Raw genomic sequence first — 21,574 nt, forward strand, 5'->3', positions numbered from 1 at the left:
CTCAGCAGCAGCGCTCACGCTTGATGGCGGCCCAATCGGTGGTGGGGTGCTGGCGGCCGTGGTTGCCAGCATAAGCCGCGACCTTGGGCGACTCCCAGCCTGCGAGAACATCGCCTTCCAGTCGGTAAATCTCGACACCCAGCGGGTTGCAGGTCTCGAGCGGGTCACGCGCATCAGGGCCCCACAGGTCGACTGACAGGTCACCGCCCGGGCAACAGGACATCGCGCATAGCAGGTCCGTCTCGGCAAAGAACTCCAGGTAATCGCCCTTGCGTGCCGGGCAGGCTTTCATGAAGTACTTGTCTTCACTGTTGAGACCGGTGCACTGGAAGATATTGAGCACATCGTGGATATCGAATTCGGTCAGCCCCCAGGGCGCCACTGCGCGAACCAGATTGGAGTGACAGTGGTGATCGAAGTCCTCGCCGGTCAACAGGCGATTCACGTAGGGGTCGCAGCGCGTGCCTAGCAGGTCATGCACGCGGCCGCCTTCGGCATCGACGCCATAGTCGGCGAGGGTGTCATCGATGATGGTCGCCATCGGGCGCAGGTAGGGCAGTGTCGACCACAGGCGATCATAGGTGCTGACATGCGCGCGCTGCAGCTGGCGGGTGCGAGACGCCCACATGCGCTCACGCGGGTTGTGCAGATTCCACATGTTGAAATCGCCGACCTGTGAGCCTTCGGTGATCTTGATGCGCAGTACGTGGCCCGCCGGCACTTCCCATGCCAGGCCATCACGCAGCGGCACGCTATGGGTCGCGATCAGCGTGCGCTCAGCCTTGCCTTCGGTGAGGCTGTCGTAGAAGTCGCGATCGACGTCCAGAATCGATCCCTTGCTGGCTTGATAGGCGGCAGGTACATCACTCATGGCAGGACTCCTCGTGAGTCGAAATTGGATCTGATGACCAGGCCGGACTGCCTGGAATTCGCTGCCCGGCCGGGGCTTGCGAGCACTGCCGGCAAGTGTGATGGCCGGCAGTGGCGGTTTCTGTGGGGGCCAGAGAGAAATTCTTGGTTCTCTCGCGCGGGATCATGCCTGTTCGCGGTGCCAGTGCTTCATCAGACGGTCGAAGCAGACGCTAGCGGCAGGTTCTGTGCTCATGCGGCTGACGATGACGACGGCGATCAGGGCGAACAGGAAGCCGGGGACGACCTCGAACATGTCGAAGATTCCCAGCGGCCCGCCGCTCAGCGGCTTCCAGATCGCGACGCTGAGCGCGCCGACCATCAAGCCGGCAATGGCGCCGTTGCGGGTCATGCCGCGCCAGAACAGTGACAGCAGGATGACGGGGCCGAAGGCGGCGCCGAATCCACCCCAGGCGTAGGACACCAGGCCGAGGATGCTGCTGTCACGCTCGCTGCCCATTACGGTGGCAAGCAGCGCGATGCCGATCACGCTGGCACGGCTCAACCAGACCAGCTCCTGCTGTGACGCCTTGGGACGAATCAGGCCGCGGTAGATGTCTTCGGCGATGGCGCTGGAGCACACCAGCAGCTGGGAGTCGACGGTGCTCATGATCGCGGCCAGCACACCCGCAAGAATGAAGCCTGCCACCCAGGGATTGAGCATGATCTGACTCAAGGTGATGAAGACGCGCTCGCTGTCCGTGAGACCGTCACCCAGCTCACCTCCGAACCAGTAATACCCCAGCACACCCACCGCGACCGCCGCCGCCATCGTGATGGCGGACCACAGCAGGGCGATACGTCGGGAGACCTTGATATCTTTCCGCTTGCGTACGGCCATGAAGCGCACCACTACGTGGGGCTGGCCACAGTAGCCAATGGCCCAGCCGGCCAGTGACAGCATGCCCAGGAAGGTCACGCCTTCCAGCATGCCACCGATGGGAGCGACATCCTGCGCCGCTGCCGGAGCGGCTGCCCCATCGCCGAACAGCGCCATAGCCGTCATGGCAGCCACGGCACACAGGGAAGCCGCCATCATCAGGCCCTGGACGAGGTCGGTCCAGGAGGCCGCGAGAAATCCGCCGAGAAAGGTATAGCCGACGATGACCAGTGCACCCAGCCACAGGGCAACCCGATAATCGATCTCGAACAGGCCTTCGAACAGCACGGCACCACCGACCAGACCCGCCGAGACATAGAAGGTGAAGAACACCAGCATGACCACGGATGATAGGGTGCGTAGCACGCGTGAGCGGTCCTCGAAACGCGCTTCCAGGTAGTCCGGCACCGTTAATGCATTGCCAGCGGCTTCGGTGAATACACGCAGGCGCTCGGCGACCAGCGTCCAGTTCAGGTAGACACCGACCAGCGTCCATACCGCGATCCAGGCCTGGGAGAGGCCACCGCTGAAGATGGCGCCGGGCAGGCCCATCAGCGCCCAGCCGCTCAGGTCAGAGGCCCCGGCACTGAGGGCAGCGACGCTGGGCGGCAGGCCGCGTCCCCCGAGGATGTAATCCGATAGATCGTGGGTGATGCGATAGAAGTAGATGCCGATGCCCAGCATCAGCAGCAAATAGAGTCCGAATGACAGCAGGACAGGTAAGTTCATCCCGGGAGACCTCATGGTGACGCCAAGGCGTCTTGTTATTGTTCAACAGTGGTGTCGTGCTGCAGCAGGTGGCTGCCTGACAGCGAGTGTGCCGGCACTGACATCCTCACCTTATCCATGAGCCGGGTTGCAAAAAAGTGACCATTTATCGTTTGATACATGACTGAATGTCATGAGTCAGATGTGATGACGCCATCGTCATGACAGGACGTTGTATCTGCAGAGCATAGCCTGTCGTCATGCGTCACTTTGAGCGTCGATCGCTGGCGGCTCGCTTGGCTTGATCACAGGAAAACCTCGATGCGCCCCAGTCTTTCATCGCTCAATGCCTTTGAAGTCGTGTCGCGCCTGGGTAGCCTCAGTGCGGCGGCCCACGAATTGAATATCACCCAGTCGGCGGTCAGCCATCAGATACGTCGACTCGAAGCTGCTCTGGAGGTGAGCCTGCTGGAAAGGGCGGGACGCGGTGTCGTGCTGACCCATGCCGGACGCCGACTCGCGGATGGCCTGCAGGCGGGCTTTGCCCGAATCGAGCAGTCGGTGGCCGAGTTCGAGGTGGGAGCACTCGGCAGGCAGCACCGACGCCAGCTACGTGTCAGTTGCCTGCCCTCGGTGGCGGTGCGCTGGTTGATACCGCGACTCAACAGTTTCCGTGAGCAGTGCCCCGACATCGCGGTCAGCCTGCAATATGCGGGGATCAGTGCACGAGGGCTGTTGCCGGAAGTCGATGTGATGATCACCTGGCAGGATGAGCTTCCCGCCAGGACCGTACAGGGAGTCCGGCTGTTCTCCGGGGCCACCCAGCCAGTGGCCAGCCCCCTGTATCTGGAGCACCACCGCCGCCCGAGTCAGCCAGCGGATCTTCTCAAGCTTGAATTGCTGCATGATCAGTCGCGCCAGCCTTGGCATGACTGGTTCAACAACTGTGGCCTGTATCCCCCTCAGCTCGACAAGGGCGATCTCTATCAGGACTTCAGCCTGCTGAGTGCGGCGGTGGTTGCGGGGCAGGGGGTCGCGCTGTGTCCGCCACGTCTGATCCGCAATGAGCTTGGGGACGGAACCCTCGAATGCCTGTTCGAGATGGCTGCCAACCGTCAGCGTGCCTACTGGCTGTTTCATCATCCGCAGCCCGCGACGCACGTGAAACAGTTCCGAGACTGGATGTGCGAGCAGATCGCCGCTGAGGGCGAGGTGGCGGATAGTGGATATATTGCTGATGCCTGATATCTGACGCCTGAGTGGGTGGATTGCATGAACTGCCTGGCATGAACTGGCTGGCACGAAAAAGCCCCCACCGAAAGGCTCGGCAGGGGCTGAGGCGTGCCCGGGTTCATCTCGGGAACACGTGAAGCGCGATCCGGAAATGCGCGTTAGGGCTGCTGGCCTGTCGGTGCCAACACGATTTCTCGGATACAGACGGATTGAGGCTGCTGGTAGGCAAAGTGGACGCTGGCAGCGACATCCTCCGGTGCCAGCACGCCGCCCATCTCTTCTTTCCACGCCTTGTAGCCGTCCTTGATCTCGTCGCTGGTGGTGTGATCGATCAGTCCCGTCTCGACAGCACCGGGCGCGAGGGTGATCACGCGGACGTTGTCGGCGGCGACTTCCTCGCGCACGTTCTCGCTCATGGCGTGTACCGCGAACTTGGTGCCACAGTAAGCCGCGTGTCCCGGGAAGGTCTTGCGTCCTGCCACCGAGCTGATGTTGATGATGGTGCCACCCTTGCGTGCCTGCATCTTGCCAAGGACGGCCTGCATGCCATTGAGGACGCCCATCACATTGACATCCAGCATGCGCTGGAACTCGCCGGGGTCCTGGTCGGCAATCTGGCCCAGCAGCATGGTGCCGGCATTGTTGACCAGACAATCTACTTCACCGTAGTGGGCCTCAGCTTCGGCGATGGCCGATTCGATGGCGGCCTTGTCGCAGACATCGACGCTGGCGCACAGCGTGTTCGGGAGCGCCAGTGCCTCGAGTGCGTCCACACGGCGTGCCAGCAACAGTAGCGGATGCCCGGCAGCACTGAGTGTCTGAGCAATGGCAGTACCGATGCCGGCGCTGGCACCGGTGATGACGATCAATTTTTTCATGAGTGACTCCAGAAAAGGACTAATCAGACAACGGCATGCAGTATGGCATGCACCGCAGAAGAGATAATCGCGGTTCAATTCACGTTATTGTTGCCTGAGGATTACTAATCCTCCCTTGGCGCTCATTGCCATCATCGTCGATGACCCCGGCGGGTCGCGATCAGCCGTTGAGCACGCCCAGCCAGGCCCACAGCCCCAGCAGGGTGGCGATCAGCACCGGCGGCGTCAGCATCAGGCCGACCTTCATGTATTGCCCCCAGCTGATGTGATGGCCCTTCTGATCGAGCACGTGCAGCCACAGCAGTGTGGCGAGACTGCCGATCGGGGTGAACTTGGGCCCCAGGTCGTTGCCGATCACGTTGGCATAGACCATCAGCTCGCGCGTCGCGTCATTGACCTGTTGCGCACTGAGGTGGTCGATGGCCAGCGCACCGATCAGCGTGGCCGGCATGTTGTTCATCACCGAGGCGGTGACGGCGGCCAGCACGCCGGTGCCGAGGGTGGCGGCCAGCTCGCCCTGACTGGCAAGCCAGGCGAGGATGTCGCTGGCGTGATCGGTCAGGCCGGCATTGCCCAGCCCGTAGACCACCAGATACATGCCCACCGAGAACAGCACGATCTGCCACGGTGCACCGCGCAGCACCGGGCCGAGTTCGATCACGGCATCGCCGCTGCCCAACCAGCGCCCGGCGATGGCCAGCAGAATCAGCGCAGCGCTGCCGGTAACGATAGCGAGCGGGATGCCCAGCGGCGCGGTCACGAAGTAGGCCACCAGCAGTACCCCCAGCAGCGGGAAGGCGGCGCGAAATACCTGCGGGTCCTTGATGGCGCCCGACGGTGCCTCGAGCTTCTCCAGCGCATAGTGTGGCGGCAGCTCGTTGCGGAACATCAGCCACAGCACGATCAGGGTGGCGGCCAGCGCGATCAGATCGACCGGCACCATCACGGCGGCGTAATGCGTAAAGGAGATGTCGAAGTAGTTGGCGCTGACGATGTTGACCAGATTCGAGATCACCAGTGGCAGGCTGGTGGAGTCGGCCACGAAGCCGGTGGCGATGATGAAGGCCAGCGAGGTCGCCGCCGAGAACTCCAGACGCACCAGAATCGCGATCACGATCGGCGTCAGCAGCAGGGCGGCGCCATCATTGGCGAAGAAGGCCGCGATCACCGCGCCCAGCAGCACGATGAGCGGAAACAGCTTGCGTCCGTTGCCGCCGCCCCAGCGCGCGACATGCAGCGCCGCCCAGCTGAAGAAACCCGCCTCATCGAGGATCAGCGAGATGATGATCAGCGCCACGAAGGTGAAGGTGGCGTCCCAGACGATATCCCAGACCACCAGCACATCCGGCAGATTGACCACGCCGCAGGCCAGCGCGACCACGGCGCCGCCGAGGGCGCTGGTGCCGATCCCCAGCCCACGTGGCTGCCAGATCACCAGTGCCAGCGTGATGGCGAAGATTGCCAAGGCAAGCATGAGGTCTCCTTGTCGAGGGTGAAGAGTCAGTGAGAAGCCGCGTTTGCGGCCACGAATGGCGTCAGATCGTGCTCTGATTGACGCGACGGGAGACCTCTTCGGCGCTCTCGACACGCTCCGAGTAGCGCTCGGTCAGATATGCGCTGCGGTCGCGGTTCATCCAGGTGAACTTCATCAGCTCTTCACAGACATCGACGATTCGCAGATATAGTGGCGATAGGCGCATGCGGCCATGCTCGTCGAATTCATTGAAGGCCTTGGGCACGGATGACTGGTTGGGGATGGTCAACATGCGCATCCAGCGGCCCAGAATGCGCATCTGGTTGACACTGTTGAAGCTCTGGCTACCGCCACTGACCTGCAGGACGGCCAGCGTCTTGCCCTGAGTGGGGCGCACGCCGCCCAGTGACAGGGGGATCCAGTCGATCTGCGCCTTCATGATCGAGGTCATCGCTCCGTGACGTTCCGGGCTCGCCCACAGCATGCCTTCGGACCACTGAGCCAGCTCGCGCAGCTCCTGCACCTTGGGGTGATCGGCCTCGCAGTCATCCGGCAATGGCAGGCCGGCCGGCGAGTAAAGGCGCACCTCGGCACCGAAGGCGCGCAGCAGGCGCGCCGCTTCCTCGGCGGCGAAGCGCGAGAAGGAACGCTCACGCAGGGAGCCGTACAGCACCAGAATGCGCGGCGCGTGACGCGGGGCATCCGGCCCGACCAGGCGATCGATCTCCAGCGGTCGCCAGTGTTCGGCATCGATATTGGGCAGGTCGGCGAGTGCCGCTTTCATCTCATCGGTCATGAGTTCATTGGTCATGGTGTCGCCTGTCGGCAGGTGCGACGTGTCGGGAGTGTGTGCGTTCATGATTCAGGTCCTGGGGGCGTGGACGACGCCGCCGTCTTCCTTGGTGTAGTGCGCGACCGGATTGTCCAGCAGCTCCAGTACCGCCTCCGACGGGCGGCACAGACGCGTGGCCTGCGGCGTGACCACGATGGGGCGATTGATCAGGATCGGGTGGGCCATCATGGCGTCGATCAACGCCGCATCGCTCAAGGCCGGGTCATCCAGATTGAGCTCGTCATAGGGCGTGCCCTTGCGGCGCAGCAGCGGGCGCGGGCCACCTCCCATGGCGGCAATCAGGGATTCCAGCGTCTCGCGCGTCGGCGGGGTGACCAGATACTCGATCACCTTCGGTGTCTCGCCGGAGGCCTTGAGCATGGCCAGCACATTGCGTGACGTACCGCAGGCCGGGTTGTGATACATCGTGATCTTGCCGGAAGTACGGACGGAATCAGTCATCGTCGTGAGACTCCTGTGGAGGGCAGGAGGAGGCGCTGCAGTCGGGCACGATGAGCGAGGCCAGCAGTGGGTCGCAGACCACCGAGGAGCCCGCGCAGCAGTCACGTACCAGAAACTGCACGGTGGCAAGCATGTGCTCGAGGTTGGCGCGGTAGATCAGCGAACGGCCTTCGCGCTGGGAGTGGATCAGCCCCGCGCGGCTCAATACGCCCAGATGGGTCGAGAGCGTGTTGTGCGGCACCTCGAGACGACGGGCGATCTCGCCGGCGGGCAGGCCTTGTGGCTCATGGCGGACCAGCAGGCGAAACGTGTCCAGACGCGTGGCCTGGGAGAGCGCCGCGAAGGTGTCCAGCGTGGCCTGCGGGTCGGGCAGGCTGTCGGAGTCATTCATTTGATCTGTCCATATGTCGAGACTTGTCGAAATGACGATGGTGCGATGATAGATCAGCGTGCTGCGGATGGGAAGTCTGCTCTCTGCTCTCGGTCATCAGCGCTCGATCTTCAGCGCTCGATCTTCATCCCCCTGTCTTGGGCTGACAGCCATCAGTATTCGTGATGGCCATCTTAGACCTGCTCATGCAGCCAGCTGGCCAACGCTGCCTGGCGCGGGTTCTGGCTCTCGAGACGCGCCGCGAGCCAGTAATCACAGCCGGAGGAATACTCTAGTGTCCCCAGCCGCACAAGCTGTCCCCGTGCCACCAATGCACTGACTTGCTGATGACTGCCCAGCGCGACGCCTTGCCCGGCCAATGCGGCATCCAGCACCAGATGGTAGCTGGTGAATTGACGTTGCACATTGAGCGTAAGTCCCGGCTTGCCCATGCCACTGAACCAGCGTGGCCAGTTGATCCAGTTGGGTTCGAGGCGCTCGTAGTCGAGCAGTGGCAGAGCCGCCAGCAGAGGTAGCTCCCGACAGTCGCGGGCACCTTGTGGCAGCTCGGCGATGAAGTCGGGTGACGCCACCGGATAGAGCGTCTCGGTGAACAGAGGGGTCAATTGCCAATCCGGATGCGGCGCCATGTCATAGCAGATGGCGAGATCCACATCCTCGGTGAGGATGTCGCGATGATGATCTGCAGTGATCAGGCGCAGGCCACTGGCAAGCGTCGGCTGGGTGGCGCGAAGTCGATTCAACATCGGCCCCAGCCATAGGTGTGAGATGGCGCTGTTGGCGGCCAGTGTCAGGCGGGCATTGGGAGAAGGGCGGCTGACGCTCTCCAGTGCGTCGATCATGAAGTCGAAACTGGTCGCCAGGCGCTGGCTCAACTGCTGTCCTGCTGCGGTCAGAGAGACGCGTCTGCCATGGCGATGAAACAGCTTGGTATCGATGTGATGCTCAAGGATGGCGATCTGACGGCTGACGGCAGCCTGGGTGATATGCAATTCGCTGGCGGCACGCGTGAAGTTGGCGTGACGCGCGGCTGCCTCGAAGGTCAGCAGGCTGTTGAGAGGCGGAAGGCGATGACGAAAGCTCTTCATGCAGGGCTCCGAGACGAGGAGGGTAACGTTGGCTGATAGGTCAATGCTTGATGACTTCAAGTTATCAAGGTTGATCAGGATTGAGGCTATACACAGCTAGAATCATCAGGTTCACACTGATGTCATCGTGATGCATAGGGTATTCCGTAGATGACTACGGGCTATCAGCATGACACTCCGTGACCTGACTGGGTAGCAAACATGAATGAACTTGATTGGCATGCCGACCGTAGTGACCTTCACCCGCTGGAGCTTCAGGACAATGCCCCTGAAAGTGAAGGCATCGACCTGGTGGCCGTGCGTCGTTATCGACAGAATCGCCTGCGCGAAGAGATGAACACCCAAGGTGTTGATGCCTTGATCATTTCGGACCCGGTCAACATCCGCTATGCCAGCGGCGCACGCAACATGCAGGTCTTCAGCGCTCGCAATACTCCGGCGCGTTACCTGCTGCTGACCCAGCATCGCAGTGTGCTGTTCGAATTCACGGGCTGTGAGCATCTCGCCGATGGCCTGGAAACCATCGACGAAGTGCGCCCGGCCATGACTGCCAGTTTCGTTGCGGCAGGTCACGATATCGCTGAGCGTGAACAGCAATGGGCGCGCGAGATGCTGGCGACCATTACCGAGCTGTGCGGTCTGAAAGCGGTGATCGGCATGGAGCGCATGAATGCCGGGACCGCCATCGCCTTTGATCGTCTGGGCGCGCGCGTCGTCGATGCCCAGGCACCGCTTGAACGTGCACGTGCCATCAAGTCTGACGAAGAGCTCAAGTGTGTCGTGGCCTCGCTGCGTGCTACCGAGCGCGGCGTAGGACGTCTGCGTGAAGCGATTCGCCCCGGCATCACCGAGAACGAGCTGTGGTCAGTGCTGCATCAGTCCATCATCGCTGACAATGGCGACTACTGTGAGACTCGCCTGCTCAACTCAGGCCCGCGCACCTATCCCTGGTTCCAGGAAACCGCGTCCAAGCGACTGGCCGCCAACGAGCTGGTGGCACTGGATACTGACGTCGTCGGCTGCCACGGCTATTACTCCGACTTCTCGCGCACTTTCCACGTTGGCCCTGACAAGCCGACCGAGACCCAGAAGCTGCTGTATCGCACCGCCCATGAGCAGGTACAGCACAATCTCGACATCCTGCGTCCCGGCATGAGCTTCCGTGAATATTCCGAGAAGGCCTGGAACATCCCCGAGCGTTTCCATGCCAATCGCTATTACCTCTCTGCCCATGGCTGTGGCATGACCGGCGAATATCCCTACCTGTATCACCATGCCGACTTTGCCGTCTCAGGCTACGACGGCGTGATCGAGCCGGGCATGGTGCTCTGCGTCGAGAGCTATATCGGCGACCCCGAAGCCGGGGAAGGCGTCAAGTTGGAGGAGCAGTGCGTGATGCGCGAAGACGGCCTCGAGATCCTGAGCAAGTTCCCGTTCGAGGAAGCCTTGTTGAACTGATGATTTCAGGATGGCGCTGCTGGTCAAGCAGCGCCATGGCACTCCTTGGCCCGCAGTCTGCCGTCTGCAATGACGTTGTTTTCATACTCCGGGGTGTTCGGTCGGGCAGCTGCCTGATCGCAATCTCCTGACGCGTTTCGTAGTGACACAGATGTAGAGACACAGATCACCATAATTCCAATAAATGATCGTGCCGCCATTGTCTGCTTCCTTCATGTACCAGTGCCTATGGCGCGTGAGGGACGGCTGGCTGCGCGCCTACTGACGTGAGGTAAAGACATGTCGTCCGATGTGAATGACAGCAGTATCACAATCACTTGCCAGAAAACGGGGTTATATCGAGGACTCAACATTCCAGTGACGCTGATCAGCAAACTGATCATCACTCTTCTCGTGGCATTTGCCGTGGCCCTCCCTGATCGGGCCGTAGCGCTGTTGGCCACGATCAATCAGACCATGCTTGAGCACTTCAATCTCTATTACGTCTATGCCGTCGCCTTCTACCTGGTGTTCTGCACGGTGCTGTGTGTGTCGCCGTTGGGGGGCAAGCGACTGGGACGTGATGATGAAGTGCCTGAATTTTCGCGTTTTGCCTGGTTTTCGATGATGTTCGGCGCCGGAATGGGCATCGGGCTGCTGTTCTACTCCATCGGGGAACCTGTCTCGCACTTCAATTTCAATCCGGATATCGCGGCAGGCCAGGTGCAGGCGGGGTCCGAGCAGGCCATTGAAAGTGCCGTCAGCTATACCTTCCTGCACTGGGGGCTGCATGCCTGGGCAATCTATGCCTCTGTGGCGCTGGCGCTGGGATATTTCGCCTACCGTCGTGGCTTGCCGTTGACCATTCGCAGTACCTTGATGCCCATCTTCGGCAAGCGGTTGCTGGATGGCCCCTTGGGTCACGCCGTGGATATCATCGCCGTGGTCGCAACCACTCTGGGCGTGGCCACCACCATGGGCGCCGGTGTCAGTCAGCTGGTGGCAGGGCTGGATTTCGTGATGCCGGGCACTGAATTGCTGGACTCCGCCGGTATTCCACGCCCCTTGCCGTTGATCCTGACACTCGTCGTGATAATGGGGCTATCGACACTGTCCGCAGTGACCGGAGTGAAGCGCGGCGTCAACTGGCTCAGCCAGTTCAACATGCTGCTGTCCTTTGCCCTGCTGGCCGTCTTCATCTGGTTCGGCAGTCGTCTGTTTGCCAGTGAACTGCTGGTTTCCGCGACCTGGGATTATTTGAGAACCCTGCCGGAACGCAGCTTTCAAACCTGGCCGGTGACGAGTGCGTTAGGCCAGTGGCAGGTCGACTGGACCATTCTGCAGCGTGCCTGGTTCATTGCCTTTGCGCCATTCGTCGGGCTCTTCCTTGCGCGTATTTCACGTGGTCGCACGATTCGTGAATTCGTGTTGGGGGCGGTCGTGGCTCCCAGTCTCATGTGCTTCGTATGGATCTGTTACATGGGTGGCAGCAGTCTGCACATGGAAACCAGCGGATTGGCGCAAGGCACGATTCTGGCAACCGTGCGTGATCATATCGCCACCGTGTTGTTCGTGACGCTGGATTACCTGGATACCGGCGCCTTGATCCATGTCATTGTCGGCGGCACCTTGATTCTGATCATCACGTATCTGGTGACCAGTGCGGACTCGGGCGTGCTGGTGCTCAACGCCATCATGGCCGGGGGAGAGGAAACCAACGAGCGCCGTCACCGCATCATCTGGGGTGTGTTGCTGACACTGGTGGTGGGCTCATTGCTTCTGGCGGGTGGCCTGGCGGCGATTCAGAAGGCAATGCTCATCGCTTCTCTGCCGTTTTCGTTGCTGATGATCCTGATGTGCGTTGCTACATTCATGTCGTTGTGGCGTGAGCCCAGCGACCTGCCAGCCGTGAACGAGGCTGAGCCAACCTGATGCCGGTGGCTTAAGTCAGGCATTTGCCCGACAGTATTGGTAGCATGTGCGCCATTAATTACCGGATAAGGGAAGATGGCGCGATGATGATGGTATTGCAGATTCTGGGCGGCTTCGTGCTGACAGCAGGGGTGCTGCTGGCGGCAGTGCCGGAGCTGGTCAACCGCTTCAAGGGCCCGAACGACACCCCGCTGACTGTTCCGAAGGAAACCGGCGCGGCGATCTCGCGGCGCATTCGTTGGGGCTGGGTCATCGCGGTGGGGTACCTGCTGATGTATCCGCCGATCGGCCTGGGTCTGTTGCCGGTGCTGGTGACGCTCGCGGTGGCCGGTATCGCCGGCATCATGACGGCCCGTCTGATGGGACTGATGCTGGATGGCATCGAGATGCGCCATCTGTTCCGCTTCGCCGCCGAGTCGCTGATTCTGGGCGGTCTGTGGACCTGGTTCGTCAGGCTGTCTGCCTGACGCCATTGCCGCGTACATTGTGCCGTCAGATCGCCAATGACTGCATTCTGGGAGTCCGTCCATGCCGCTCAATGCGTCTACGCAAACTTCATTGGCAGGGCTGGAGCGATCGCGACCGGTACTGGTGACCGGCGCGACCGGCTATGTGGCGGGGCAGCTGATTCGTCGCTTGCTGCAAGAGGGCCTGACGGTGCATGCCGCCGTGCGCGATCCCGGCAATAGCGAACGTCTGGCGGCGCTCATGGCACTGGGCGAGCGCTTGCCGGGGGAGCTGCGTGTCTTCGCCAGTGATCTGCTCGAACAGGGCTCCTACGCTCAGGCGATGGCAGGCTGTGGGGTGGTCTTTCACACCGCCTCACCCTTCGTGGTTAGCGTCCTGGATCCCGAACGCGATCTGGTGCGTCCGGCGGTGGACGGCACGCGCAATGTGCTGGAAGAGGCCAATCGTCAGGCCAGTGTCGAACGGGTGGTGCTGACCAGCAGCTGTGCCGCCATCTACAGCGACAATGCCGATGCTCAAGACACCCCGGGCGGCTGTTTCGACGAGAGTGTCTGGAACACCACCGCGTCCCTGACCCATCAGGCCTATTCGCTCTCCAAAACGCTGGCGGAACAGGCCGCGTGGCAGATCGCCGAGCGGCAGTCACGCTGGCGGCTGGTGGTGATCAACCCCTCGCTGGTGCTTGGCCCCGCGATCAGCGATGACACGCGCGGCGAATCCTTCAACCTGATGACGCAGCTATGTGATGGCACGCTCAGGATAGGCGCGCCGGATTACGGCATGGGCGTGGTGGATGTGCGGGATGTGGCCGAGGCGCATCTGGCGGCGGGATTTCTGCCCACGGCCAATGGGCGTCACCTGGTCGCCGGGCATTCCTCAAGCTTCATTGAGCTGGGGCGGGCCTTGCGCCGTCACGCCGGCCCGCAGTACGCGATTCCCACTCGCCAGCTGCCCAAATGGCTGGTGTGGCTGGCGGGTCCGCTGGCCAACAAGGCCGTGACCCGCAAGGTCGTCGCGCGCAACGTGGGCCATCCCTTCGTCTTCGACAATACCCGCAGTCGCGAGCAGCTGGGTCTGATCTACCGGCCCCTCGAGGCGACGCTGCACGACATGTTCGATCAACTGGAGGCCAGCGGCCGCCTGTCGTGATTTTGGTCAATACATTGTCGGGAAAAGCCCCAGTGTTCCGCTTGGGTCATACCCCATTCTATAGCGTATTGTTGTATTGGGAGTAATGGTGTCTTTCACTTCTTTTACTCCAGTCTCACAAAGCCCTTGATCCGCTGAAGCGCTGACGATATATGTACCCGGAGTAAGATCCAGCGAGACAGTTTCTGCAGGGTCAAGCTTGGCGGTTAGAACTCCATTGATTTTTACAATGATCCCGCAAGCGCTGCCTAACAGCCCACTATCACGGGTCAGAGTCAATGTCCCATGCTCCTCCTGTAAAGGTTGATTGTGTGCATAGATTCGTTCAGGAGGGACGGGGTCGGCATCTAATGATGAAATTGGCGTAGTAGAGCAACCTGTAATGGTAAGCATGAGTACAGTTGTTATTAGTGTGCGTGTCATGATTGCCTCAGAAATAGTGGGCATGAAGTTAGGAGCATGCAATGACCATCATATATTTTGGTTGCTCGCAGGTATATTTAAATCAACTTAATCGACAGCATAATTCTCTTTGGCTTTAGCGTTTTCTCAACGGCTCCAGCAGCGCATTCAACCCGTTGTGATCAATCTCGTGCATCAGCGCGAGCAGGCGACCGATCTCGCCCTGCGGGAATCCCTTGCGCGCAAACCAGCCCAGATAATCCCCGGGCAGGTCGGCAATCAGGCGTCCGGCATACTTGCCATAGGGCATCTGGCGGGTCGTCAGTTTCTGCAGGTCTTCAGGGCTCATCCTTTGACTCTCATTCGGTTTCGGTAGGGGGGATGCTCTCAGTTGGCGGTGCCATTCTGGCATAGCTGAGTTGCGGTGGTTGGGTTTTGCCACACTATCGCCATGTCTCCTATAACCCCATAGCACGGAGAGACTCATGCCTCGCGATTACCAGAACCTGGAGCAGCTACCTCTCGCCGGTGAATGGCGTGCCGGACGAGCCGGCAAGACGCTTGAGGTGTTGGACCCCTTCGATCAGAGCTCGCTGCTCTCGATTTCCATGGCCAACGCCGAGGATCTCGACGCCAGCTATCGCAAGGCGCGCGATGTCCAGCCTGACTGGGCCCAGACGCCGGCAAGCGAGCGCGCGGGCGTGATGCACAAGGCGGTGGAGCTGATGGACGAGCGACGCGAGGAGCTGCTCGGCTGGTTGATTCGTGAGTCCGGCAGTACTCGCATCAAGGCGCAGGCGGAACTGGCCGCGGCTCGCGCGATCACGCTGGAATCTGCCGCGATGGCCAACCGCGTGGCCGGAATGGCGATGGAGGCTCAGGTGCCGGGCAAGGAGAGCCGTGTCTTTCGCAAGCCGCTGGGTGTCATCGGCATCATCAGCCCGTGGAATTTCCCGCTGCATCTGACCCAGCGTTCCCTGGCACCGGCATTGGCGCTTGGCAACAGCGTCGTCATCAAGCCGGCGAGTGACACGCCGCTGACCGGTGGCCTGCTGCTGGCCAGATTGTTCGAGGAGGCGGGCCTGCCTGCCGGCGTCTTGAGCGTGGTGGTCGGTTCCGGCAGCGAGATCGGCGATGCCTTCGTGGATCACGAGGTGCCGCGGCTGATCTCCTTCACCGGTTCCACCCAGGTGGGCAAGGGCATCGGCGAGCGCGCCGTCGGTGGTGATCATCTCAAGCACGTTGCCCTGGAACTGGGTGGTAACAGTCCCTTCGTGGTGCTGGATGATGCGGATATCGAGCAGGCGGTGGACGCCACTCTGGTCGGCAAGTTCCTCCATCAGGGGCAGATCTGCATGGCCATCAACCGCATCATCGTCGATGAGTCGGTCCATGACGCCTTTGTCGATCGCTTCGTGGCGCGTGCCCGTGCACTCAAGGTCGGCGATCCCGCACAGGACGATACCGTCATCGGGCCGATCATCAATGCCAAGCAGCGTGATGGTCTACTCGAGATGATCGAGACGGCCAAGGGCGAGGGCGCCCAGGTGATGCTTGAGGGCGAGACGCAGGGTCAGCTGGTGCCGCCGCATGTGTTCACCGAGGTCACCAATGACATGAGTCTGGCCCGCAACGAGATCTTCGGTCCGCTGGTCGGCATCCAGAAGGCCCGTGATGAAGCTCACGCGCTGGAGCTTGCCAATGGCACCGAATATGGCCTTTCGGCGTCCGTCTTCACCGCGGATATCGCACGTGGCGAGCGCTTCGCGCGCCAGGTCGAGGCTGGCATGGTGCACGTCAATGACATGCCAGTGAACGATGACCCGCGCGCGCCCTTCGGTGGCGAGAAGAACTCCGGCCTTGGGCGCTTCAATGGCGACTGGGTGCTTGAGGAATTCACCACCGACCAGTGGGTCAGCCTGCAGGTCGAGCCCCGCCAATATCCGTTCTGATGTCTCTGACCTGTAGTTGACGCATGACAAGCAGCGCCCCGCTCAGCCTGATGCCTGAGCGGGGCGCTTTTGATGGTAGGTAATGCTGACGTGTCATGATGGACGAGGTAGGCAAAGAGCCAGCTCAGTGTGACACCCAAGGCATCCCTGTCGAGAGGACAGGGACACATGCTGTGATCATCAGCGCGACCGCCAGATGAGCCGTGCGTGAGAAGCGGATCAGGGCGCGCCTGACGGCGGATCAATGACTGATCAGAGAAGCGCTACCCAGCCAGGCAAGCCTGAGCGCCAGCAATGACAGCGCCCATTTGAACAGGCCATCGAAATGCCGGTTGGAGACGCGATCCAGAAAGCGCAGTCCGAGGCGGGTACCGATCAGGCCCGCGCCGATCATCAGCACGATCAGGGGCAACCACTCCTGGAAGAGAAACCCTGCCATGCCGAAGATGAAGGCTTTGGTGAGGTGCTGCGCGACCATGCAGGCCGCGAAGGTCGCCACCTTGGCGTGACGCTCGCCGCCGCCTTGCTTGATGAAGCTCGCGACCAGTGGGCCGCTGGCACCGATCAGACTCGAAAGGAAAGTCGTGATGGCTCCGGCGATCAAGGTGCCCGTGCGGCTCAAAGCTCGCTTAGGCAGTGCCGGCCCCCAGCAGGTGAACAGCACGAACAGCGCGATGGAAAGCTCCAGTACCCCTTCAGGCAAGCGGATCAACACCCAGGCCGCGACCAGCGCACCCAGCGCCACGCCGGGCAGAAAGGCCAACAGGCGGCGCATGTCGATATGGCGCCACGTCATCGCCATGCGCCCGCCGTTGGAGCCCAGCTGCACCATGCCATGCACCGGAATCAGGGCAGCGGCAGGCATCAACTGCGCCATGAACATGATCAGCAGGGTGCCGCCGCCGACCCCGACAGCTGCGGACATGGCTGACGTCAGCAGGGCAAGCAGCAGCAACGTGCAGACGATAGATAGCGAGAGCGGGAAATACTGCGCGAGGCCCTCAAGCAGGCTTGCGAGGTAGGGAATATCGGCGGGACTTGCGAGCATTGCGGGCATCCTGTGCAATTAGCCAATAGAGAGAGAATAGGGGCTCAGGCAGCCGACATGATGCATGTCCTGCCTGACAGGCGTGCAAGGCTACCGTGACCAAGAGGCGCTATCCAGCCAAGCGTGCGTGGCTGGATAGCGCCTAGGAGATTCGAGCGGCTTCGCGTGTTGGTGAAATTGCATGTTGCTGTCTTTTCAGCTAGAGATCAGCTTTCCCCTATAGGATGGTGAGGCTTACCATGGCATGTTGGTTTAGCCATATGCCGCAGTGTTCAGTGGGTGTTTTGTGGATCAGGAGAAAGCTGGCATGAAGCTGTTGTTGCTTGAAGATGATGACCTGCTGGCGGAAAGCCTGGCCGAGCTGCTTGAGGACAATGGTTATCGACTGGATGTCTCCTCCAATTTGAATGATGCGCAAGCCTTCATGGCAACCGAGCAGTACGCGCTGGCCATTCTGGATCTGGGACTACCGGACGGCTCCGGGTTGGATTTGCTCAAGCGCTGGCGTCAAGGTCAGGTGGATATTCCGATACTGATTCTCACGGCCCGTGACACGTGGGAAGACAAGGTCGTCGGTTTGCGCAGCGGGGCAGATGATTACCTGACCAAGCCATTTCATGAAGCAGAGTTGCTGGCACGTCTTCATGCGCTGCTTCGGCGTCGTCAAGGGGCAAGTCATGGGTATCTTCAGGTGAGCGGAATTCAGCTGGATGAAGAGGCGCAGCGTGTGTGCTGTGATGGAGAGCAGTGGGCGAGCTTGACGGCCACCGAATTTCGCCTGTTACGGTACCTCATGCATCATCCAGACAGAGTGCACTCCAAGACACAGTTGCTGGATCAGCTATATGCCCTGGAGCAGGACGCCGCGGCGCCCAATCTGGTAGAAGTCTATATCGCTCGCCTTCGCCGCCGCCTGGGCAAGGACTTGATACAGACCCGCCGCGGACAGGGGTATCTGCTTGTTTCACATCGATCGTCGTAGCCTTCGTTTTCGCCTGCTGACCCGCCTGGGAGGTGCATCCCTCGCGGTGGTGTTGTTTGCCTGGTATCTGCATGGCTTCTTTCTCCACGAGCTGGCGAAGGACTTTCTTGGGGAGCGTCTCAAGGATGAGGCATCGCATATCGTCACCTTGCTCAAGAAGGATGAGCGGCCTGTTGCCCAGCTCATGGCAGCGGCCCGTGAGGAATCTCTGAGCTTTCATCATTTCTATGTGTTGCGAGTCGGGGAGAAGGTCAGTACCTCGTTGCCTGCCTTGCCGACGCAGATGCTCCCTTTGCTTGAGGGCAAGGGGGATGCGTTATTCATGCATCAGTTTCAGCAACAGCCACTGTTGGTCTATCGGCACGTCTTCGATATCCGCGGGGACGCGGTGCAATTGTTGATTGCCGAGAATTTCTCGCCAGTGGAGCAGGGCTTGACCCGAGTTCATTGGTGGATCGCCGCCAGCGCCATCCTGTTGTGGGGGATTCTGATATCACTCAATCTGCTGGCGGTAAGGCGGGGGCTCAAGCCGTTGAGTGTCCTGCGCCATCAATTGAGTGAACTTCAGTCCGGGTATCGAAAGCGGATTGTGCTTGAGGCCCCTTCCGAGCTTGATGCGCTGGTATCACAGCTCAACACCTTGCTGGATGAGTTTGATCTTAGGTTGACTCGTTCACGAGAGTCTGTGGCGAATCTGTCCCATGCGCTCAAGACACCTCTGGCGGCACTGACACAGGTGCTGCGTGGCAAGCGACCGATCAATGAGGTACGTCGTGGCAAGATGCTGCAACGTGTAGAGACGATTCATTCCCAGCTGGAGACAGAACTCAGGCGAGCCCGCATTGCTGGCCCGCGCGCCGGTCAGACAACACGCCCGGTTGAAGAGGCCCAGCGCTTGATCGAGATGTTCCAGGGGATCTATCCGCAGCGTACCTTCTTGCTGGAGTGTCTGGGCGTATCTAATGAGCATGCGGATAGCTGGGTGAATGTCGAGACACAGGATTTCACCGAAATGCTCGGCATATTGCTGGATAATGCGGGCAAGTGGTCTGTCAATCAGGTGCAATGCCGATTGACGATAGAGAGTGACCAGATCGTGCTCTGCGTCGAGGATGATGGTCCGGGGGTGCCGGAGGCACAGTTGGCCCATCTTGGCGAGCGTGGGTGGCGTCAGGACGAAACTCACCCGGGTTATGGGTTGGGGCTCTCCATTCTTGCCCATCTCGTCAAGCATTACGCTGGTTGCGTGAGCTACTCAACAGCCGGCGCAGGGGGATTGAGAGCCGAGGTGCATCTGTCCACACGCAAATAGGCACTCCATTCAGGTTCGTTTCAGCTTGCCGTGGCTTCATCCATGTCATGACTCTTCATTCATGACTCGGGAGCAGCAACGGCCATGGCACCAAAACCGTCTGAATTTTCTGTATCACGTCGTCAGTTGCTCAAGGGAGGTTCTGCCCTGGGGCTGGGCGCAATGGTGTCAGGCGTGGCACCCGCCTGGGCCAACCCCTGGGGGCGCACATCAGGTTACTCCCAAGGGGTTGAGCATGGGCCCGAGATCTCTCTTGTCATTCGACGTGAAGACATCGACATTGCCGGGCAATTCGCTCGTCCTATCAGCATCAATGGCAGTAGTCCCGGGCCCATGGTGCGCTTGAAGGAGGGGCAGGATGCTGTCATCAAGGTGACAAACCTGCTCGATGAGCCAACCTCCATTCACTGGCATGGCATCATACTTCCTCCGGAAATGGACGGCGTGCCGGGTATCAGCTTCGCAGGGATAGCACCGGGCGAAACCTTTACCTACCGGTTTCCTGTCACTCAGAGCGGTACCTACTGGTATCACAGTCATTCAGGCCTCCAGGAGCAGGAAGGCCACGCAGGTCCATTGATCATCGACTCCGCAACACCCGAAGCCTTCACCTATGATCGTGAGCATGTCCTGCTGCTGACTGACTGGACATTCGAAGACCCCAAGTCCGTATTTCGCAATCTCAAGACCATGGAAGGCTACTATAACTACCAGGAGCGCACCGTCGCTGATTTCTTTGCGGATGTACGACGGGGTGGTTGGGTGGACACGATCGAGTCGCGCAGCATGTGGGCAGAGATGCGCATGAGCTCACGGGATATTGCCGATGTCACCGGCAGTACCTATACATATCTTCTCAATGGTCATTCACCAGAAGAAAACTGGAGCGCGCTATTCAAGCGTGGGGAAACAGTGCGTCTGCGTGTCGTCAATGGCTCGGCAATGAGCTACTTCGATTTACGCATTCCCGGCTTGAAGATGACCGTGGTGGCGGCAGATGGTCAGCCAGTGCAACCGGTTGAAGTGGATGAGTTCCGTATTGCCGTGGCGGAAGCCTACGATGTGCTGGTGACACCGGAAGATGACAAGGCGTACACCATCTTCGCCGAAGCCATGGACCGCAGTGGCTACGCGCGAGCCACGTTGGCACCCCGCCCCGGAATGGAGGCGCCCGTACCTGAACGACGGCAGATCGCTGATCGCGGGATGGAGGCCATGGGCGCTCATGCTGGAATGGACCATTCGCAGATGGCAGGCATGGATCATTCGCAGATGGCGGGCATGGATCATTCGCAGATGGCGGGCATGGACCATTCGCAGATGGCGGGCATGGACCATTCGAAGATGGCAGGTATGGACCATTCGAAGATGGCAGGCATGGACCATTCGCAGATGGCGGGCATGGACCATTCGAAGATGGCAGGCATGGACCATTCGCAGATGGCAGGTATGGACCATTCGCAGATGGCGGGCATGGACCATTCGCAGATGGCAGGTATGGACCATTCGAAGATGACTGGCCTGCAAGCCGATGCAGCCCAGGGCGGCATGCTGATGGCGGGTGCTGCTCAGCAAGGGGCTCGTTATGACCAGGCAGGAATCGGTCTGGACCAGTCGCTGCGTCGTGTACTGGTCTATCAGGATCTCAAGGCCTATTCACCATGGCCGGACAGACGTGGGCCCATGCGCGAGATGGAGTTGCATCTGACCGGCAATATGGAACGTTATATGTGGTCCTTCGATGGCAAGAAGTTCAGTGAAGTCAATGGCCCTATTCATTTTCATAAAGATGAGCGCCTCCGTCTCATCTTGATCAATGACACCATGATGGAGCATCCCATTCATTTACATGGGATGTGGATGGAGCTCGAGAATGGCCACGGTGACCTGATCCCTCGCAAGCACACCTTGAATGTCAAACCCGGTGAGCGCGTCTCAGCGTTGATCACTGCCGATGCAGAAGGTAGCTGGGCTTTCCATTGTCATCTTCTGTACCACATGGATGCAGGTATGTTCCGTGTCGTAAAGGTTTCCTGA

Annotated in this window: 20 protein-coding genes; 9 read left to right on the forward strand and 11 right to left on the reverse strand. The window is 60.3% G+C overall.

Translation table 11 applies throughout. The features are described 5' to 3' along the window. Position 1: 1 nt before the first annotated feature. A complete protein-coding gene (locus tag FLM52_08115) occupies positions 2-871 on the reverse strand; it encodes a DUF1989 domain-containing protein (GenBank protein NVN55748.1) in 870 nt (289 codons plus the stop codon). Positions 872-1,033: 162 nt separating this feature from the next. Next, positions 1,034-2,518 carry a sodium/proline symporter PutP gene (putP, locus tag FLM52_08120; protein ID NVN55749.1) on the reverse strand — a complete coding sequence of 495 codons (1,485 nt, stop codon included), beginning with the start codon at positions 2,516-2,518 and terminating at the stop codon, positions 1,034-1,036. A 300-nt stretch (positions 2,519-2,818) separates the two neighbouring features. Here putP and FLM52_08125 point away from each other — a divergent pair, with 300 nt between their 5' ends. Then, on the forward strand, positions 2,819-3,742 hold the full coding sequence (locus FLM52_08125) for a LysR family transcriptional regulator (protein ID NVN55750.1): 924 nt from the start codon (positions 2,819-2,821) through the stop codon (positions 3,740-3,742). A 146-nt stretch (positions 3,743-3,888) separates the two neighbouring features. Here FLM52_08125 and FLM52_08130 read toward each other — a convergent pair whose 3' ends face one another. The 6 genes from FLM52_08130 to FLM52_08155 all read right to left on the reverse strand — a co-directional run bounded on the left by FLM52_08130 (position 3,889) and on the right by FLM52_08155 (position 8,855). Further along, the gene (locus FLM52_08130; protein ID NVN55751.1) at positions 3,889-4,608 is read right to left on the reverse strand and encodes an SDR family oxidoreductase; all 720 of its coding nucleotides are present in this window, start codon (positions 4,606-4,608) and stop codon (positions 3,889-3,891) included. A gap of 160 nt (positions 4,609-4,768) precedes the next feature. Then, positions 4,769-6,082: an arsenic transporter gene (locus tag FLM52_08135; protein ID NVN55752.1), complete on the reverse strand. Its 1,314-nt coding sequence runs from the start codon at positions 6,080-6,082 to the stop codon at positions 4,769-4,771. Positions 6,083-6,143: 61 nt separating this feature from the next. After that, entirely contained in the window at positions 6,144-6,878 is a 735-nt protein-coding gene (gene arsH / locus FLM52_08140) for an arsenical resistance protein ArsH (GenBank protein NVN55753.1), read from the reverse strand. Between the two features lie 66 nt (positions 6,879-6,944). Continuing rightward, a complete protein-coding gene (gene arsC / locus FLM52_08145; protein NVN55754.1) occupies positions 6,945-7,376 on the reverse strand; it encodes an arsenate reductase (glutaredoxin) in 432 nt (143 codons plus the stop codon). Then, positions 7,369-7,767, reverse strand: a complete 399-nt coding sequence (locus FLM52_08150; protein NVN55755.1) for a helix-turn-helix transcriptional regulator — start codon at positions 7,765-7,767, stop codon at positions 7,369-7,371. The genes arsC and FLM52_08150 overlap by 8 nt, the downstream gene beginning before the upstream one ends. Before the next feature lie 173 nt (positions 7,768-7,940). Continuing rightward, positions 7,941-8,855 (reverse strand): LysR family transcriptional regulator, encoded by a 915-nt coding sequence (locus FLM52_08155; protein NVN55756.1) that lies wholly within the window; start codon positions 8,853-8,855, stop codon positions 7,941-7,943. A gap of 201 nt (positions 8,856-9,056) precedes the next feature. Here FLM52_08155 and FLM52_08160 point away from each other — a divergent pair, with 201 nt between their 5' ends. The 4 genes from FLM52_08160 to FLM52_08175 all read left to right on the forward strand — a co-directional run bounded on the left by FLM52_08160 (position 9,057) and on the right by FLM52_08175 (position 13,841). Then, the gene (locus FLM52_08160) at positions 9,057-10,313 is read left to right on the forward strand and encodes an aminopeptidase P family protein (protein NVN55757.1); all 1,257 of its coding nucleotides are present in this window, start codon (positions 9,057-9,059) and stop codon (positions 10,311-10,313) included. Positions 10,314-10,592: 279 nt separating this feature from the next. Continuing rightward, positions 10,593-12,224, forward strand: coding sequence for a BCCT family transporter (locus tag FLM52_08165; GenBank protein ID NVN55758.1), 1,632 nt, complete (start codon positions 10,593-10,595; stop codon positions 12,222-12,224). A gap of 83 nt (positions 12,225-12,307) precedes the next feature. Next, positions 12,308-12,691, forward strand: a complete 384-nt coding sequence (locus FLM52_08170; protein ID NVN55759.1) for a hypothetical protein — start codon at positions 12,308-12,310, stop codon at positions 12,689-12,691. A gap of 61 nt (positions 12,692-12,752) precedes the next feature. Beyond that, positions 12,753-13,841 carry an NAD-dependent epimerase/dehydratase family protein gene (locus tag FLM52_08175; protein NVN55760.1) on the forward strand — a complete coding sequence of 363 codons (1,089 nt, stop codon included), beginning with the start codon at positions 12,753-12,755 and terminating at the stop codon, positions 13,839-13,841. A gap of 6 nt (positions 13,842-13,847) precedes the next feature. Here FLM52_08175 and FLM52_08180 read toward each other — a convergent pair whose 3' ends face one another. Then, on the reverse strand, positions 13,848-14,264 hold the full coding sequence (locus tag FLM52_08180) for a hypothetical protein (GenBank protein NVN55761.1): 417 nt from the start codon (positions 14,262-14,264) through the stop codon (positions 13,848-13,850). Between the two features lie 115 nt (positions 14,265-14,379). Then, positions 14,380-14,592 carry a DUF3820 family protein gene (locus tag FLM52_08185; GenBank protein NVN55762.1) on the reverse strand — a complete coding sequence of 71 codons (213 nt, stop codon included), beginning with the start codon at positions 14,590-14,592 and terminating at the stop codon, positions 14,380-14,382. 136 nt (positions 14,593-14,728) lie between these two features. On the opposite strand from FLM52_08185, the gene FLM52_08190 reads away from it, so the two are divergent. Further along, positions 14,729-16,195 (forward strand): aldehyde dehydrogenase family protein, encoded by a 1,467-nt coding sequence (locus tag FLM52_08190; protein ID NVN55763.1) that lies wholly within the window; start codon positions 14,729-14,731, stop codon positions 16,193-16,195. Between the two features lie 241 nt (positions 16,196-16,436). On the opposite strand, the gene FLM52_08195 is transcribed toward FLM52_08190, so the two are convergent. Further along, positions 16,437-17,243 carry a sulfite exporter TauE/SafE family protein gene (locus FLM52_08195; GenBank protein NVN55764.1) on the reverse strand — a complete coding sequence of 269 codons (807 nt, stop codon included), beginning with the start codon at positions 17,241-17,243 and terminating at the stop codon, positions 16,437-16,439. Positions 17,244-17,550: 307 nt separating this feature from the next. On the opposite strand from FLM52_08195, the gene FLM52_08200 reads away from it, so the two are divergent. The 3 genes from FLM52_08200 (at position 17,551) to FLM52_08210 (ending at position 21,574) form a co-directional block, all read left to right on the forward strand. Further along, positions 17,551-18,225, forward strand: coding sequence for a response regulator transcription factor (locus FLM52_08200; GenBank protein ID NVN55765.1), 675 nt, complete (start codon positions 17,551-17,553; stop codon positions 18,223-18,225). After that, entirely contained in the window at positions 18,197-19,537 is a 1,341-nt protein-coding gene (locus FLM52_08205) for an ATP-binding protein (protein ID NVN55766.1), read from the forward strand. The genes FLM52_08200 and FLM52_08205 overlap by 29 nt, the downstream gene beginning before the upstream one ends. An 84-nt stretch (positions 19,538-19,621) precedes the next feature. Further along, the gene (locus FLM52_08210) at positions 19,622-21,574 is read left to right on the forward strand and encodes a copper resistance system multicopper oxidase (protein ID NVN55767.1); all 1,953 of its coding nucleotides are present in this window, start codon (positions 19,622-19,624) and stop codon (positions 21,572-21,574) included.

This window comes from bacterium Scap17 (assembly GCA_013376735.1).
Classification (GTDB): domain Bacteria; phylum Pseudomonadota; class Gammaproteobacteria; order Pseudomonadales; family Halomonadaceae; genus Cobetia.